This is a genomic window from Sphingomicrobium aestuariivivum (genome assembly GCF_024721585.1).
Lineage (GTDB): Bacteria > Pseudomonadota > Alphaproteobacteria > Sphingomonadales > Sphingomonadaceae > Sphingomicrobium > Sphingomicrobium aestuariivivum.
The window spans coordinates 1,729,326-1,745,139 of the sequence record NZ_CP102629.1 but is presented as its reverse complement, the minus strand read 5'-3'; the positions used below and the strand labels follow the sequence as shown (position 1 = coordinate 1,745,139).

At 67.8% G+C, this 15,814-nt stretch carries 15 protein-coding genes; 9 read left to right on the top strand and 6 right to left on the bottom strand.

All coding sequences use genetic code 11. The annotated features are described in order from the left end of the window. Positions 1 to 50: 50 nt before the first annotated feature. Positions 51 to 1,493, top strand: a complete 1,443-nt coding sequence (locus tag NUW81_RS09025) for a sodium-dependent transporter (protein WP_245112551.1) — start codon at positions 51 to 53, stop codon at positions 1,491 to 1,493. A gap of 80 nt (positions 1,494 to 1,573) precedes the next feature. Here NUW81_RS09025 and NUW81_RS09020 read toward each other — a convergent pair whose 3' ends face one another. After that, the gene (locus tag NUW81_RS09020; protein WP_245112549.1) at positions 1,574 to 2,572 is read right to left on the bottom strand and encodes an adenosine kinase; all 999 of its coding nucleotides are present in this window, start codon (positions 2,570 to 2,572) and stop codon (positions 1,574 to 1,576) included. Positions 2,573 to 2,650: 78 nt separating this feature from the next. Continuing rightward, positions 2,651 to 3,922 (bottom strand): chloride channel protein, encoded by a 1,272-nt coding sequence (locus NUW81_RS09015; RefSeq protein ID WP_245112547.1) that lies wholly within the window; start codon positions 3,920 to 3,922, stop codon positions 2,651 to 2,653. A 170-nt stretch (positions 3,923 to 4,092) separates the two neighbouring features. Here NUW81_RS09015 and NUW81_RS09010 point away from each other — a divergent pair, with 170 nt between their 5' ends. After that, positions 4,093 to 4,473 carry a hypothetical protein gene (locus NUW81_RS09010; RefSeq protein WP_245112546.1) on the top strand — a complete coding sequence of 127 codons (381 nt, stop codon included), beginning with the start codon at positions 4,093 to 4,095 and terminating at the stop codon, positions 4,471 to 4,473. Here the strand turns inward: NUW81_RS09010 and queG are convergent. Next, entirely contained in the window at positions 4,470 to 5,507 is a 1,038-nt protein-coding gene (gene queG / locus NUW81_RS09005) for a tRNA epoxyqueuosine(34) reductase QueG (RefSeq protein ID WP_245112545.1), read from the bottom strand. The genes NUW81_RS09010 and queG overlap by 4 nt on opposite strands. Before the next feature lie 29 nt (positions 5,508 to 5,536). Here queG and NUW81_RS09000 point away from each other — a divergent pair, with 29 nt between their 5' ends. From NUW81_RS09000 to NUW81_RS08990, 3 genes are read left to right on the top strand one after another with little or no spacing between them, the layout of a single operon-like run. Then, positions 5,537 to 6,484 carry an ABC transporter ATP-binding protein gene (locus NUW81_RS09000; RefSeq protein WP_245112544.1) on the top strand — a complete coding sequence of 316 codons (948 nt, stop codon included), beginning with the start codon at positions 5,537 to 5,539 and terminating at the stop codon, positions 6,482 to 6,484. Beyond that, a complete protein-coding gene (locus tag NUW81_RS08995; RefSeq protein WP_245112543.1) occupies positions 6,481 to 7,704 on the top strand; it encodes an ABC transporter permease in 1,224 nt (407 codons plus the stop codon). The genes NUW81_RS09000 and NUW81_RS08995 overlap by 4 nt, the downstream gene beginning before the upstream one ends. A gap of 21 nt (positions 7,705 to 7,725) precedes the next feature. Continuing rightward, complete coding sequence (locus NUW81_RS08990; protein WP_245112542.1) at positions 7,726 to 8,535, top strand: energy transducer TonB; 810 nt, start codon at positions 7,726 to 7,728, stop codon at positions 8,533 to 8,535. A 3-nt stretch (positions 8,536 to 8,538) separates the two neighbouring features. Here NUW81_RS08990 and NUW81_RS08985 read toward each other — a convergent pair whose 3' ends face one another. Next, complete coding sequence (locus NUW81_RS08985; protein ID WP_245112540.1) at positions 8,539 to 8,919, bottom strand: VOC family protein; 381 nt, start codon at positions 8,917 to 8,919, stop codon at positions 8,539 to 8,541. Between the two features lie 41 nt (positions 8,920 to 8,960). Between NUW81_RS08985 and NUW81_RS08980 the strand changes: the two genes are divergently transcribed. Genes NUW81_RS08980 through NUW81_RS08970 form a run of 3 tightly spaced genes read left to right on the top strand, consistent with a single transcriptional unit; the run spans position 8,961 to position 11,709 of the window. Continuing rightward, positions 8,961 to 10,298 carry an MATE family efflux transporter gene (locus NUW81_RS08980; protein WP_245112538.1) on the top strand — a complete coding sequence of 446 codons (1,338 nt, stop codon included), beginning with the start codon at positions 8,961 to 8,963 and terminating at the stop codon, positions 10,296 to 10,298. After that, entirely contained in the window at positions 10,295 to 10,837 is a 543-nt protein-coding gene (locus tag NUW81_RS08975) for a DUF7010 family protein (RefSeq protein WP_245112536.1), read from the top strand. The genes NUW81_RS08980 and NUW81_RS08975 overlap by 4 nt, the downstream gene beginning before the upstream one ends. Positions 10,838 to 10,893: 56 nt before the next feature. Next, entirely contained in the window at positions 10,894 to 11,709 is an 816-nt protein-coding gene (locus NUW81_RS08970) for a hypothetical protein (RefSeq protein WP_245112534.1), read from the top strand. 6 nt (positions 11,710 to 11,715) lie between these two features. Here NUW81_RS08970 and NUW81_RS08965 read toward each other — a convergent pair whose 3' ends face one another. Next, complete coding sequence (locus NUW81_RS08965; protein ID WP_245112532.1) at positions 11,716 to 12,519, bottom strand: LytR/AlgR family response regulator transcription factor; 804 nt, start codon at positions 12,517 to 12,519, stop codon at positions 11,716 to 11,718. Next, positions 12,516 to 13,595, bottom strand: coding sequence for a sensor histidine kinase (locus NUW81_RS08960; RefSeq protein ID WP_245113766.1), 1,080 nt, complete (start codon positions 13,593 to 13,595; stop codon positions 12,516 to 12,518). Before NUW81_RS08960 ends, NUW81_RS08965 begins: the two co-directional genes overlap by 4 nt. 260 nt (positions 13,596 to 13,855) lie before the next feature. Here NUW81_RS08960 and NUW81_RS08955 point away from each other — a divergent pair, with 260 nt between their 5' ends. Next, positions 13,856 to 15,781, top strand: a complete 1,926-nt coding sequence (locus tag NUW81_RS08955) for a M1 family metallopeptidase (protein ID WP_245112530.1) — start codon at positions 13,856 to 13,858, stop codon at positions 15,779 to 15,781. Positions 15,782 to 15,814 lie beyond the last annotated feature (33 nt).

Here is a 15,814-nt window from a genome sequence, read left to right as displayed (position 1 = left end):
TTTGCCCGTTACCACTTCGCGCCAACAGTTTTTCTCCGGGGAGGGTTTTGATGGTTTCCAAGGGAGCCGCGATGGGCAGTGCATCGGCCAAGGAAGGTTGGTCGAGCCGTAGTGCCTTCATTCTCGCTGCCGTCGGCGCAGCGGTCGGTCTGGGCAATATCTGGCGCTTCCCCACGCTCGCGGGGGAAAATGGCGGCGGTGCCTTCGTCCTCGTCTATGTCGCCTTCGTGGCGCTCCTCGGCCTGCCGCTGGTGCTGGCCGAAATCGCCACCGGGCGCATCGGCCAGACCGACGCGGTCGGCTCGGTGCGCGATGTCGCGCGACGCTCCAACGCCTCGACCGGCTGGTCGATCACCGCGACGCTCGGCACCATCGGCGCCTTCCTCATCCTTTCCTTCTATTCGGTCGTGGCCGGCTGGGTGCTCTATTATGCGGGCGTCATGGGCGGCGAGCTCGTCTCCGCCATCGGTCGCGGCGATCCGCTCGGCGGCGCCTTCGCGGGCGAGAATAACGAGCAGATCCAGTCGCGCCTCGGCGCCCTTCTGGGCAACTGGCCCCTGCTGCTCGGCCTCCATGCCGCCTTCATGGGCGTGACCTGGTTCGTGGTCAGCCGCGGCGTGCATTCGGGCATCGAGAAGGCGGCCACCATCCTCATGCCGATCTTCTTCTTCCTGCTCATCGGCATCACCATCTACGGCGCCTTTGCCGGCAATTTCAGCGAGGCGACCGCCTTCCTGTTCACCGCCGACTTCTCCAAGCTCACCCCGCAGGTGATCAACGAAGCGCTGGGCCAGGCGCTCTTCTCGCTCTCGCTCGGCGTCGCCGGCCTCATCACCTACGGCAGCTATATCAAGCAGTCGGGCGGGCTTGGCGGGACCGCGGCGACCATCGCGCTCGCCGATACCGGCGTCGCACTGCTCGCGGGCCTGATGATCTTCCCGATCGTCTTCGGCGCGTCGCTCGACCCGGCGGGCGGCCCGACGCTCGTCTTCCAGGCGCTGCCCGTCGCCTTCCAGACGATGCCCGGCGGCGCGCTGATCGGCTTCCTCTTCTTCCTCCTCATCTTCGTGGCCGCGCTGACCAGTTCGGTCTCGCTGCTCGAGGTACCGACCGCATGGGGCAAGGGCGAACTCAAGTGGAGCCGTCATACCTCGGCCACCATCTTCGGTCTCGGCGCCTTCGGCCTCGGGGTGTTCGCGCTCTTGGGCTACAACGTCCTGTCCGACGTGCGTCCGCTAGGCTTCTGGGGCATCTTCGAGAATGCCGACATCCTCGACACCATCGACGGCTTCACCGGCAAGATCATGCTGCCCGTCGGCGTCATGATCCTGTCGATCTTCATCGGCTGGAAGGCCGACCGCAAGATGATGCAGGCGGCGACCGGCCTGTCGGGCGGCATGTTCAAGCTGTGGCGCTTCCTGATCGCGTGGCTCTGCCCCATCGCGGTCGGGCTGGTGCTATTGTTCGGCCTCTTCCCCGGCCTGCTCGGCTAGGGACAGGGTCCAGCCCCAACGAAAAAGGCCCGGCGGGATCGTCTCCCGCCGGGCCTTTTCCTTTGTCAGTGGACGCTGGCCTAGGCCAGCTTGCGGGCAACCAGCGCGCGCAGGTCCTCTTCGGGACGCGCGCCATAATGCTGGATCACCTCGGCCGCCGCGATGGCGCCCATCTTGAGGCATTCCTCGAGGTCGCGCTCCTGCGCCATCCCCGCGAGGAAGCCCGCCGCGAACAGGTCGCCGGCACCGGTGGTGTCGACGAGCGCCTTGATCGGCTGCGCGCCGACGCGGGCGCGGTGGCCGTCCTCGACCGCGATGGCGCCCTTTTCCGAGCGAGTCACCACGAGCAGCGGCACCTTGGGGGCGATCCACTCGACGGCTTCGTCGAGGTCGCCCTTGCCCGCCAGCGCCTTGGCTTCGGCCTCGTTGGCGAAGAGGATGTCGATCCGGCCCTCGTCGATGAGGCGGATGAAATCGTCGCGGTGGCGATCGATGCAGAAGGTGTCCGACAGGGTGAAGGCCACCTTGCGCCCAGCGCCCCGCGCCACGTCGATGGCCTTTTCCATCGCCATGCGCGGCGCTTCGGGGTCCCACAGATAGCCCTCGAGATAGAGGATGCCGGCATCGGCGATGATGTCGTCGGCGATGGCGGCGGCGGGCAGTTCCTGCGCGGCGCCGAGGAAGGTGTTCATCGTGCGCTGCGCATCGGGGGTGACGAGGATGAGGCAGCGCGCGGTGGCGGCCTCGGTATCGGCGCTCGGCGGCACGAGGAATTCCACGCCCGCGGCCTCGATGTCATGCTTGTAGATGGCACCGAGCTGGTCGTCGGCGACCTGCCCGATGAAGCCCGTCTTCACGCCCAGCGCGGCGATGCCCGCGGCGGTGTTGCCCGCCGAGCCGCCCGACACTTCGCGGCCCGCGCCCATCAGGTCGTAGAGGCGCTCGGCCTCGGCCTCGTCGATGAGGCGCATCGATCCCTTGTCGAGCGACTGCTCTTCGAGGAATTCCTCGCTGGCGTCGCTGATCACGTCGACGATGGCATTGCCGATGGCGAGCACGGCGAGACGGGGCTGGGTCATTTCACTTGGGCCTTGGATGGAAAAACAATCGCCTGCGCCCCTATTGGAGCCCCCCTCAATAAGCAAGTCCCGCCGCCTTCAGTGGGCCCGCGCCCGCCCCGTCCCGCCGCGTCCCGCCAGCGCCAGCACGAGCGCCCCCACCGCCGCCCCGAGCGCGGAGGCGACCAGCGTGCCGCCCGGCAGGAAGAAGAGGAAGACGAGGAGCGCCGCGACCGGCCGCTGCATCAGCACCGCGGAGGCGGCGACAAGACCCGCCGCCGCCGCGCCCGCCACCGCATCGCCCCCGAACAGCGCCGCCACCGCCAGCCCGAGCGTGGTGCCCACCATCGCCGCCGGAAAAATCTGCCCGCCGAACCAGCCGGTGGCGAGGCAGGCGACGAGCGCCACCGCCTTGACGAGCGCCAGCCCGACCAGCGCCCATGCGCCGATGGTCGCCACCTCGTTGTAGACATGCTGGATGCCCTCATGCCCCGAGAAGAGCGCGAGCGGGGTGATCGCCCCCATGATGCCGAGCACCAGCCCGCCCGCCATGCCCCGCAGCGGCAGCGCGGGAATGGCGCGGGCAACCCGATGCTGGAGCGCGGGGATGGCGAGGAGCAGCGCCCATCCCGCCAGCCCGCCCACGGCCGCCGCGCCGATCCACGCCAGCACCTCGAGCCCCGGCCGCCCCGTCTGCGGCAGTGCCAGCGTATGCGCGAAGGTCAGCGGATGGAGCGAGCCTTCGGGCAGGATGAGGAGCAGCACCCACAGCCCCGCGATCGCTGCCAAGAGCGAGGGCGCGATCCGCGCGACCCGTTCGCGCAGCACCGGCGGCGAGGCCTTCTCGACCGGCATCGCCACCGCGCCGAGCGGGGCGCCGAACAGCCCGCCCAAGGCGGCCGCCAGCGACAGCTGCACCGCCTCGTCGCGCGCGAGGTGGAGCACGCCGCGAAGGTTCGCCGCCATTCCCGCGACCAGCGCGATCAGCGGCGCCTCGGGCCCCAGCGCCGCGCCGAACCCGAGCGACACCACCCCCAACGTGGCCAGCCGCGCCAGCGCCGCCCCGCCGGTGCGCGGATCCTCCGATTGCACGAGGCTCTCCTCGAGATCGTGCGGCCCCTCCTGCGCATGCACGCCGCCTCCCGCCCCGCGATTGACCAGCCCGACGAGGAGCCCGCCGAGCGTGCAGGTGAGAAGCGTCGCCGCGGCGCGATGGCCCTGCCACCAAGGCAGCGTGGCGGGGACGACGTCCCACACCAGCCGCTGCAGCACATGCACCGCGCCGAGGAAGGCGGCCGACACCAGCCCGACCGCGCCGCCGAGCAGGGCGGCGACCGCATAGGGTCGAACCAGGGCAACGGCAGTCGACATGAAGGCACCCCCTCCGGGCATGGCACGTCGCTCGAAGCCCCGATTTTCCGCCCATGGCCCGCGCCTGTCAACGCGGGCGCCATTCCGTTCTCTGCCCGCGTCGAATCCGGTTGGCGCATGCGCCGCGCCCGATTAGGCTGGCGGCCCTGCCAGTTGGAGTTGCCCGCGCCGTGAACCACCGCCTTGCCATCCTTGCCCTCGGGGCCGCCGCAATGTCACTCGGTGCCTGCGGTTCGCGCGCGACCTCGGCGCGCCCGCCCATCCCCTCGGCCAACTATTCGCTCGTCGCCGCCACCGCGCCCGCCAGCGCCGGCGCGCTCATCGGCATGGGCGCGGCCACCCTGCTCGGCCGCTTCGGCAGCCCCGCGCTTCAGGTGCCCGAGGGCGAAAGCCTCATGCTCCAGTGGAAGGCGCCGGGCTGCACGCTCGATGCCTATCTCTACCCCAACCGCCGCGGCGGCACCGAGACGACGCATGTCGAGGCACGCGGCCCCGACGGGTCGAGCGTCGACCGCGACGCCTGCATCCGCGCATTGGAAGCGCAGCGCTAGCCCGCCAGCAGTTTCGCTTTCGCCCAGCCCGCCGCCTCGGCGACCACCGGGTCGGGATCGCCAAGCAGCGGCTCGATCCTCTCGAGCAGGGCCTCCTCCCCGCTATTGCCCGCCGCGATGAGGCAATTGCGGATCATGCGGTTCCTGCCGATGCGCTTGATCGGCGAGCCCGCGAACATCTCGCGAAACCCCGCATCGTCCAGTTGCAGCAGGTCGGCGAGCTCGGGCGCCGCCAGCTCGGCGCGCGGCCTGAACTTCTCATGCCCCTGCGAAGGGTCGGCAAAGCGGTTCCACGGACAGGCCGCAAGGCAGTCGTCGCAGCCGTAGATGCGGTTGCCCATCGCGTCGCGATAGGCCTCGGGGATCGGCCCCGGATGCTCGATGGTCAGGTAGCTGATGCATTTTCGCGCATCGATCCGGTGCGGCGCGGTGATCGCGCCTGTCGGACAGTCGGCGATACAGGCGGTGCAGCTGCCGCAATGCACCTTGGCGGGTGCCGACGGCTCGAGCTCCAGCGTCGTGTAGATGATGCCGAGGAACAGCCAGTTGCCGTGGGTGCGGTTGAGCACGTTCGTATGCTTGCCCTGCCAGCCGATCCCCGCCGCCGCCGCCAGCGGCTTTTCCATCACCGGCGCGGTATCGACGAACACCTTCACCTCGCACGGCTCTTCCGCGACCAGCCAGCGGGCCAGCGCCTTCAGCTTCTGCTTGACGAGCTTGTGATAGTCGGCGCCCTGCGCATAGACGCTGATCCGTCCCCGCGTCGGCGCGTCCGCCAGCGCGCGCGGATCGGTCGCGGGCGCGTAGGACAGCCCCAAGGCGATCACGCTTTTCGCCTCGGGCCACAGCGCCCTGACCCCGACGCGGTGGTGAAGCCGTTCCTCCATCCAGCCCATCTCGCCATGCCGCCCCTCGGCGACGAAGGCGCGCAAATCCTCCCCCGCCGCGTCGGCCGCATCGGCGCGCGCGAAGCCGCAGGCGGCAAAGCCCAGCGCCGTCGCTTCTTGGGATATGCGGGATTCGAGGCTTGCCATCAGGACACCAGCCCTTACCAAATCAGGGGATGAACGCCACTGCTCCCATCGAGGGCCTCGCCGCCGAGGCGACCGACCTCGTCAAGACCTTCGATGGAAAGACCGCGGTCGACGGCGCCAGCCTGTCGGTCCCCGCCGGCTCCATCTATGGCTTCCTCGGCCCCAATGGCGCGGGCAAGACGACGACGCTGCGCATGATGCTCGGCATCATCGATCCCGACAGCGGCCACCGCACCCTGCTCGGCAACGAGCACCCGCTGCGCGTCGCCCATGATGTCGGCTACTTGCCCGAGGAGCGCGGCCTCTATCCCGCGATGAGCGCGAAGGAGGCCATCGCCTTCATGGGCGCGCTGCGCGGCCTGCCGCTGAAAGAGGGTCGCCCCCGCGCGGTCGAACTGCTTGAGGGCCACGGCCTTGCCGAATGGGTCGACAAGCCGATCCGCTCCCTGTCGAAGGGCATGGCGCAGACGGTGCAGCTCCTCGGCACCATCGTCCACCGCCCCCGCCTCGTCGTCCTCGACGAGCCTTTTTCGGGTCTCGACGCGATCAACCAGGGCAAGCTCGAAGACCTCATCCGGCGTCTCGCCGCCGAGGGCACCACGGTGATCTTCTCGACCCATGTCATCGCCCATGCCGAGCGCCTGTGCGAGAAGGTCGCGATCATCGCCAATGGCGCCATCGCCTTCGAGGGCGGGGTCGACGAGGCGCGCAACCGCCTCTCCCCCATCGTCAACCTGCGCACCCGCGAGGCCGACGGCCCGTGGCTCGCCGACCTGCCCGCCGATGCGCGCCGCTCGGGCAACGAATTCCGCTTCGAGCTGCCGGGCAGCGGCCCCGAGAAGATGCTCAAGAGCCTGATCGACCATGGCGCGGGCATCGACACGCTGTCGATCGAGCGCCCCGGCCTGCACGACGCCTTCGTCGCCATCGCGGGCGAGGCGGTCGCCGCCCAGATGAAGAAGGATGCCCGCTCGTGAAGGAAATCATCCGCGCCGCCTTCGTCATCGGCCGCCGCGACTATTTCGCGACCGTCATGTCGAAGACCTTCCTCTTCTTCCTCATCGGCCCGCTCTTTCCCGTCGGTATCGGTGTCCTGTTCGGCGCGGTCGGCACCAACATCGCCTCCAACGACGTCGAACCCGTCGTCGCGGTGGTCGCCAGCGCCGAGGAGGTCGCCAACCTCGAGGCCGCGCGCGACCGGCTGGGCATCCTTGCCCCCGGCGGCGGCTTCGTGCAGCTCGAACAGGTCGAGCCCGAGGCCGATACCGACGCCCAGCGCAAGGCGCTGCTGTCGCGCACCGAGCGCCCTGTCCTCGGTGTGCTCGAAGGTCCTCTCGATGCGCCGGTCCTGACCGGCACGATGGGCGAACATTCGCGCACCGCCCACCAGCTCGAGGCCTTCATCGTCGAGGCCCGCCGAGGCGAAGCGGGCGCCGCCTTCACCGTCCACGACCCGCCGCTCGAAGTCCGCACGCTGCGCACCACCGCCTCGCGTACCGAATTCGCGCAGGTCATCACCGCGCGCATGGGCCAGCTCATCCTCTTCTTCGTCACCATCCTGCTTGCCGGCATGCTCCTCTCCCAGATGCTCGAGGAGAAGGGCAACAAGGCGATCGAGGTGCTCGCTTCCGCCGTGCCCGTCGACAGCATCTTCATCGGCAAGCTGTTCGCCATGCTCGCCATCTCGCTCACCGGTATCACGGTGTGGATCGCGACCATCATCCTCGCGCTCTTCGCTTTCGGTGGCGGCGATTTCGCGCTCGTGCCCCCCGCCCCCGCGGTCGGCTGGCCGGTCTTCATCCTCCTGGGCCTTCTCTATTTCGCGACCAGCTACCTGCTGCTTGGCGCGGCCTTCCTCGGCATCGGCGCGCAGGCCTCGACCGTGCGCGAGGTGCAGACGCTGTCGATGCCGGTGACGATGATCCAGGTGGTCATCTTCCTCGGCGCGCAGATGGCGGTCGGCGATCCCTATGGGCGCAACGCCATCGCCGCCGCGATCTTCCCCTTCACCAGCCCCTTCGCGATGATCGCGCGGGCCGCAGAAGTCGACGCCCTCTGGCCCCATCTCGTCGCGCTCCTGTGGCAGGCGCTCTGGGTCGCGCTCATCCTCAAGGGCGCCGCCAGCATCTTCAGGAAAAGCGTGCTCAAGTCGGGCAAGCCGATCCGCTGGCCGTGGCGCCGCCGCAAGGCGAGCTGATTGTCTTAACGGAGAGTTCCCATGTCGCTTACCCTCACCGCGCTGGCGCTCGCCGCCGCCCCCGCCGACGCCTCGACCCTCGCCACGCCCGAGGGCCCATGGTCGGTCGATTATGGCGACCGGCAGTGCCTCGCGATGCGTACCTTCGACCATGCCGCGCTGGGCAGGCTCGCGCTGGCTTTCAAGCCCGACATGCTCGGCAAGAAGGGCCAGCTCCTCGTGAAATTCGTCGACCCGCCCGCCATGCCGATGCTGGACGAGGCCCGCTGGGACCTGCCCGGCGCACCGTCGACGGCCCACAGCGCGCAGGTGGCGATGGGCGACCTCGCCAACGGCGAAAAGCTCGCGGCCGCGATGGATTTCTATCCCGACAATGCCACTACCCATGTCCCCAGGCGGATCGATTTTGCGGCACAAGGCGAGGTCGTGTTGACGCTCGAGGTCCCCGAGGCCCACGCGCTCGAGACCGCGCTGCGCGATTGTATGGTCGATCTGTGGGCCGAACATAATCTCACGCCCGACCTCATCGAGCGGCCCGTCACCGCCCCCTCCCCGCATATCGCCTCGACCTATCGTGGGGACGATTATCCGCGCGCTGCGCTGGACCGCAGTATCAGCGGCACCGTCCCCATCCTCTATGTCGTCAATGCCGAAGGCCGGATCGAGCACTGCGAAGTCTGGCAATCGAGCGGCCACGAAATCCTCGACGAGCCGACCTGCAAAGTGCTCTTCCGCCGATACCGCGCCTCCTCGCCGCCCCGCGATGCGGCGGGCAATGCCGTGTCCGGCGCCTATATCTTCCCCGTGGTTTGGCGCATTTCTGATCGCTAGCGGCTACTCTGTGGGCGCCGGCCCGATCTGCTCCCACAGCTCGATCTTGATGCCGTCGGGATCGAGGAGCCACGCGAACTTGCCATAGGGCTCGTCCTGCCGCCCGAGGATCTCCACGCCCTTGGCTTCCAGTTCGGCCTGGAAGGCGTCGAGATCGTCGACGCGGAAATTGATCATGAAGGGCATGGTGCCCGGATCGAGATAGGTCGTGTCCTCGGCAAAGCTCGACAGGAGGCTGAACGGATCGTCCTGCGGCTCGTCCGACCAGCGGAAGACGGGGCCATATTCACCCGCGATGCCGAGCACCTCCTTGTACCACTTCGTCGACGCCTCGACGTCCTTGCGCTTGACGAACACGCCGCCCAGACCCGTGATTCCAGCCATTTCGCTTCCCCTGTCGTGAAGCCTGTGCATAGCATCGCGGGATGACAGGGGGGAAGATCGACAGCAGGCTGATCTGGGCCATCGCCATTCCGGCGATGATCACCAATGTCGCCACCGCATTGATCGGCGTGGCCGACCTGTGGATCGTCGGCCGCCTCGGCAGCGCGCCGGCGCAGGGCGCGGTCGATCTCGGCGCGCGGCTCTTCGCCCTGCTCTTCACCGTGATGAATTTCCTCAAGACGGGCACGACCGGCCTCGTCGCGCAGGCGGGCACGCGGGTGGGGCCCGTCGAGCAGGCCGCCACCCTCCTGCGCGGGCTCGCCGTCGGCCTCGTCATCGCGCTCCTCCTCCTTGCACTCAAGCCCGTCCTCCTCCCCCTCCTCCTCGAGGCGCTGGGCGCTAAGGGCGAGGTGATGACCGCCGCGCGCATCTATGCCGGCATCCGCTACTGGTCGGCGCCGGGCGTGCTCATGAACCTCGCGCTCGTCGGCATGCTCGTGGGCCAGCGCCGCATGACCGCCGTCCTCGTCATCGAGGTCGGCTACAACCTCCTCAATGTCGCCCTCGGCCTGCTCTTCGTGCTGCGCCTCGACATGGGCATCGCGGGCATCGGCTGGTCGAGCCTCATCGCCGAATATGCCAAGCTCGGCGTGGCGGGCGCGGTGGTCCTTGCCGCCAACCGCGAGGCGATCGGTGCCGCGCTGCGCGAGAAAGTCCTGTCGCGCGAGCGGCTCCTGCCCTTCCTCTCGGTCAACCGCGACCTGTTTCTTCGCACGGTGATCCTCAGCCTCGCGCTCGCCGCGCTGACCCGCATCGGTGCCGAGCGCGGGCCGGTGGTCCTTGCCGCCAATGCCATCCTCTTCCAGTTCTTCCTTTTCTCCGCGCTCTTCCTCGACGGCTTCGAAAATGCCGCGCAGGTGCTGAACGGCGAAGCCAAGGGCGCCGCCGACCGCGTCCGCTTCGAGCGGCTGACCCGTGCCATCCTGTTCCGCGGCTTCGGCGCCGCCGCGCTGGTCAGCCTCTTCTTCGGCGCCTTCGCCGTGCCGCTGATCGAGAGCTTCGCCGCCACCCGCGAGGTCGCCGCCGCCGCCATGTTCGTCTCGCCCTGGCTCGTCGTCCTGCCCTTCGCGGGCGTGGCGGGCTTCATCTACGACGGCGTCTATGTCGGCGCCTCGTGGACCCGCGCGCTGCTCCTCACCATGATCGGCGGCACCGCCGTCTATGCCGTCAGCCTGTGGGCGACATGGAGCCTCGGCAACCACGGCCTGTGGCTGAGCTTCACCCTCTTCCTCATCGCCCGCGCCGTCTTCCAGCGCCTCGCGCTGCCGCGCCTCACACGGGCCATCGACCGTGATCCCACCCTGGAGAAAGCATCATGACCATCGCCAACGCCCAGGCCGACCTCCGCCGCGCCTTCGTGGGCGGCGGCCCGGGCCTTATCGTCTCGGGCCTCTTCTGGCTCGCTGCCGGCCTCGTCGCCAACGCCGAGGGCGTGCCCACCGGCTATGCCGTCCTCTTCGTCACCGGCATGTTCATCTTTCCCTCGGCCATGCTGATCTGCCGCTTCCTCTTCGGCCGCGCGCCTGCCGCCAAGGAGAACCCCCTCGGCCGCGTCGCGCTCGAGAGCACGCTCGCGATGATCGCAGGCATCGTCATCGCCCACCTCTTCCTCGGCAGCCGCCCCGACTATGTCTTCCCGCTGGTCGCCATCGCGGTCGGCACCCACTTCTTCGCCTTCCGCACGGCCTATGGCGATGTGCGCTTCTGGGGACTGGCAGCAGTGGTCACCGCGATCGGCGGCTACGCCATCTGGGGCGAGGGCCTCCCCGCGCTGAGCGTCGCGCTGCTCGTTGCCGCCAGCGAGATCCTCTTCGGCCTGTGGCTCCTCGCCACCGCGCCTCGCGAAGGCGCCGCATAAGCGCTTGCCCCCGATGGTCGCTTGACGCAGGTTAGTCTCCAGAGCGGGGGGCAGTGATGATCGTCTTGTGGCGCAAGGTCAGGAGTGCAGTCGGCGGCATCGGCCCGACCGAATGGGCGCTTCTCGCCATCGAGGGCGTCATCGTCTTTCTCTCGATCTTCGCCGCCTTCCAATTGAGCGAATTTGCCGAAAATCGCCGCGATGCCGCGCGTCTGGGCCGGATCGAGGCGCAACTTCTCGAAGAAGCCCGCACCGCCTTGGGTCTGATCTGGCGGCGCACCTCGCAGCGCGAGGAAGAGCTGCCACTGGCGCGCAGCGCGGCGCGTGACCTCGCGGCAGGCCGCTGCCCCGACGATGCCGCCTTCCAGAGTCTCTGGTCGGTCCAGCTGTACGAGATGATCGACCCGCCGAGCGGCGTCTATGACGAACTCGTCAATTCGGTCGGCGTCTCCGCGCTGTCCGCCGACGCCCGTCTCGCGGTCGACTTTTATCGCAATAGCCTCAACTACGTGAAGGGGCAGCTACCCAATTTCCGCTCGCAGGAAGAATTCCTTCGCCCCGAGGACCCCCGGCTCGCCGTCCACGCCAGCGGTTCGGACGAAGGCAGGGGGATGCGGATGGTCTTCGATCGCGAGGCCTATTGCGCCGACAGGGAATTTGCCGACGCCGTCAATTTCGCGGTCCGCAATCAGGCCGTCTTCCAACGCTATCGCAACGACTTGCTCGACGACGCCGCCTTCCTGTGCGTCGTCCTTGCCGAGGAGCAGGGTCGAAAATGCACCGGCGAATGGGTCGAACAGCTCATCCCCGACGACGCCCGCGCCGACATCGAACGCCGCGGGCGGGCGCGATGGGAGGCGGCCGACCTTTAGCCCGCCCTAATGCACGAACCGCGCCACCACGTCGCGATAGCTGCGTGACACCTTTACCTCGGCGTCCGAGCCGAGGATCAGGAAGCATTCGCCATTGGTGTGCGGCTTGACCTGCTTGACCTTGTCGAGGTTGACGATGGTCGAGCGGTGGACGCGCTGGAACTTGCGCGGGTCGAGCCGCTTCTCGAGGTCCTTCATCGTCTCGCGCAGGATCAGCGTATTGTCGCCCGTCTGGATGCACATGTAGTCGCCCGCGGCATCGATACGCTCGATATCCTCGACGTCGACGCGGAAGATCTGCCCCTGGTCGCGGATGTTGATGACGCTTTCATAGCGGCTCGCCGCCGGCGCGCTCGGGTCCTGCTTGGACAATTCGCTGGCGGCCTCGGGGGCGTGCTCGTTCAGTGCTTCCTCGAGCTTGCGCGCCTTGCGCGCCGCGCCCTTCTCGGCCAGTCGCTGGCGCACGCGGTCGAGCGTTTCGGCGAGGCGATCCTCCTCGACCGGCTTGACCAGATAGTCGACCGCCTTGGATTCGAACGCCTTTACCGCATGGTCCGAATAGGCGGTGACGAAGACGAACAGCGGCGGCTCGACCTCCATCAGCCCCGAGATCACCGAGAAACCGTCGAACCCCGGCATCTGGATGTCGAGGAAGACGAGATCGGGTTTCAGCGTCTTGGTCTGCCGGATCGCCTCGCGGCCATTGTTGGCGGTGCCGATCACCTCGACATCGTCATGTGCCTCGAGCCTCAGCTGGAGGCCCTGCGTGGCGAGCGGTTCGTCGTCGACCAATAGGGTACGGATGGTCATTCTTCGTCTTTCTTACCAAGGGGTATGTGGAGGATAACGCTGAAGCCCCCCTTTTCGTTCGTTTTCGTCTCGAAACGACTGTCCGAACCATAAGCGGCGATCAGTCGTTCGCGGGTGTTGGCAAGGCCGAGTCCCGTCGACTGGCTCTCGCTCACCACCGCCCCGCCGGCCCCCGAATCCGACACTTCGATCCGCACGTGCTGCCCCTCGCGGCGTGCGTTGATCCAGATATCGGCGCCATTCTCGGCGGGTGTCACCGCATATTTGATCGCATTCTCGATCAGCGGCTGGAGGATGAGGCTCGGCACCGGCACGCCGGCGGCTTCCGCCTCGATCCGGAAATGCGGCTTCAGCCGTTCCTCGAAGCGCATCTTCTCGATCTCGAGATAGAGTTTGAGCGTGTCGATTTCCTTGGCCAGCGGCACCTGCGCGGTGGGCTCGTTAGCGAGTGTATAGCGAAGGAAACTCGACAGCCGCGCCAGCATCGCATTGGCCCGCTCGCGCTCGGACAGGAGCACCAGCGTGGAAATGCTGTTGAGCGTGTTGAATAGGAAGTGCGGATTGAGCTGGTAGCGCAGCATCGCCAGCTGCGCCGCCGAGGCCTGGCTCTCGAGCGCGCGGCGCTGGTCGATCTGCTCTTCCAGGAGCAGGTAATAGTTGATCCCGTAATAGAGCGCGGTCCACGCCGCGAGCAGCGCGAAGTCGAGCACCATCGCGCCGAGGAATTGTGTCCCGCGCGGCTCGAAGGTCGGGTTGACGAAGGTCGAGATGCTCCACGTCTCGAGGAAGCTGAACAGCACCGAGGCGAGCACCACCGTGGCGATCGACACCAGCATGGTGATTGCCGCCTGCAGCTTGATCAGCCGCTTGTAGAGCGCCGCCATCAGGAGGGTCAGCGAATAGCCCGTCGCGGTGATGATCAGGCAGTGGAACAGGAAGACGATCGGCTGGAAGCCGTTCACCACCCCGGTCAGGTACCTGAGGATGAGATAGCCCGACCAGCCAAAGCTCTGGAGCAGCCAGAAAGCGCGGTTCTTGTCGGAGAAGAAGGGCCGGTCGAGGCCGACCGCGCCGATGACCTGTCCCTCGGGCACGCCGGCAGCGGCGCTGTCGCCCGCCTTGCGCGCGGCCTGCTCGACCGACGTGCCCCCGACGCGCTCACGGCGCGCGGGTCGCTCGTCCCTGCCTGACTGCTTCAGCCCCGATACAGGCTCGCTCGCCAAATGCTTGCTCCATCATGGTTGCGCTGGCGCAACATAAGGCGCAGATGCAGTGTTTCCTAGAGGCGCAGCTTTTGGCCTCGTCGCACGGCAGACACGGTTGGCAGGAGTTTTCGATGGTTCGTCTCGCGTTTATCGCCCTCGGGGCGCTTGCCCTTGCAGGCTGTTCGACCCGCGACGATGCCGCCACGGGCAGCGACCCGACCATCGCCCCGATCCTCGACCGCGAGGACGCCGTCGACCAGCACAGCTTCGCCAAGCCCTTGGAGGCGCGCGTCCACCATGTCGCGCTCGATCTCGACATGGACTTCGACACCAAGCGCGTGTCGGGCATCGCGACCCTCGACCTCGATGTCGCCGAAGATGCCACCGAGATCGTCCTCGACAGCCGCAATCTCACCATCAACTCGATCACCGCGCCCGACGGCAGCGCGCTCGACTATACGGTCGGCGACGGCAGCGAGGAGCTCGGCCAGCCGATTACCGTCACCTTGGGCGGCAACGAGCAGATCGTGATCGACTATGTCGCCGCCCCCGACAGCGACGCGCTCCAGTTCCTCAGCCCCGAACAGACCTCGGGCAAGGAGCATCCCTTCCTCTTTTCGCAGGGCCAGTCGATCCTCAACCGTTCGTGGATCCCGACGCAGGACAGCCCCGGCATCCGCCAGACTTGGGAAGCGAAGATCCGCGTTCCCAACCCGCTGACCGCCGTCATGAGCGCGCCGTCGGCCGGCGACCCCGTCCCCGACGGCCCCGACCACCGCATCTTCTCCTTCGAAATGGACAAGTCGGTCCCGCCCTATCTCATCGCCATCGCGGTCGGCGACATCGAGTTCCGCCCGCTCGGCCTGCGCACCGGCGTCTGGGCCGAGCCCGGGATGCTCGACGAGGCGGCCGCCGAACTGGCCGATACCGAGCGCATGATCACGGCGTCCGAAAAGCTGTTCGGCCCCTATCGCTGGGACCGCTACGACATGATCGTCCTGCCCCCCAGCTTCCCCTTCGGCGGCATGGAGAACCCCGTCCTCACCTTCCTCACCCCGACCTTCATCGCGGGTGACAAGTCGCTGACCGCGCTCATTGCGCACGAACTCGCCCACAGCTGGTCGGGCAACCTTGCGACCAACGCCACCTGGGCCGACTTCTGGCTCAACGAGGGCATGACCGTCTATGCCGAGCAGCGCATCGTCGAGGCGGTCTATGGCGAGGAAGCCTTCGACCAGGCCGTCAGCCTCTCGCTCGACGCCACCGACGGCGCCATCGCCGAACTCGAGAAACGCGACCAGGTGCTCGCGGTCGACCTTGCCGGCCGCCATCCCGACGATGGCTTTACCGACATCCCCTATGACAAGGGCGCCGCCTTCCTGCGCACCCTCGAGGCCGAGGTCGGGCGCGAGAAGTTCGACGCCTTCATCCGCCAGTGGTTCGACGACCATGCCTTCGAGCCCGTGACTTCCTCCATGTTCTTCGAGGCGGTCGCGCAGCAGCTGTTCGAGGGCGACGAGGAGAAGATCGCCGCCTTCGGCCTCAACGAGTGGATCTACGAGGCGGGGCTTCCCGACAATATCGCGCGCGGCAACGCCGATGCCTTCGCCGCGGTCGATGCCGCGGTCGTCGATTTCGACGGCGGCGCCGACCCCGCCAGCCTCGGCTGGGCCGAATGGAACACCGCCGAAAGGCTGCGCTTCCTCGGCAAGATCGACACCGACCTTACCGACGAACGCCTCGCCGCGCTCGACGAGGCGTTCGGCCTCAACGCGACGGGCAATAACGAAATCCTCTTCCTCTGGCTCAAGCTGGCGGTCGAGAACCGTTACGACCCCGCCGTTGCGCGGCTCGACGATTTCCTCACCAGCCAGGGCCGCCGCAAGTTCGTCCGCCCGCTCTTCACCGCGCTGGCCGAGGACGAGGAATGGGGCCTGCCGATCGCCAGGGACATCTATCCCCGCGCCCGCCCGCTCTATCATCCGGTGACCTACCAGGAACTCGATGAAATGGGCCTCGGCGGCGAGGCTGACGTAGCGCAATCAACGCAGGGTTAACCACGGCCTTAACCCCGTCGTAACCACCACGGG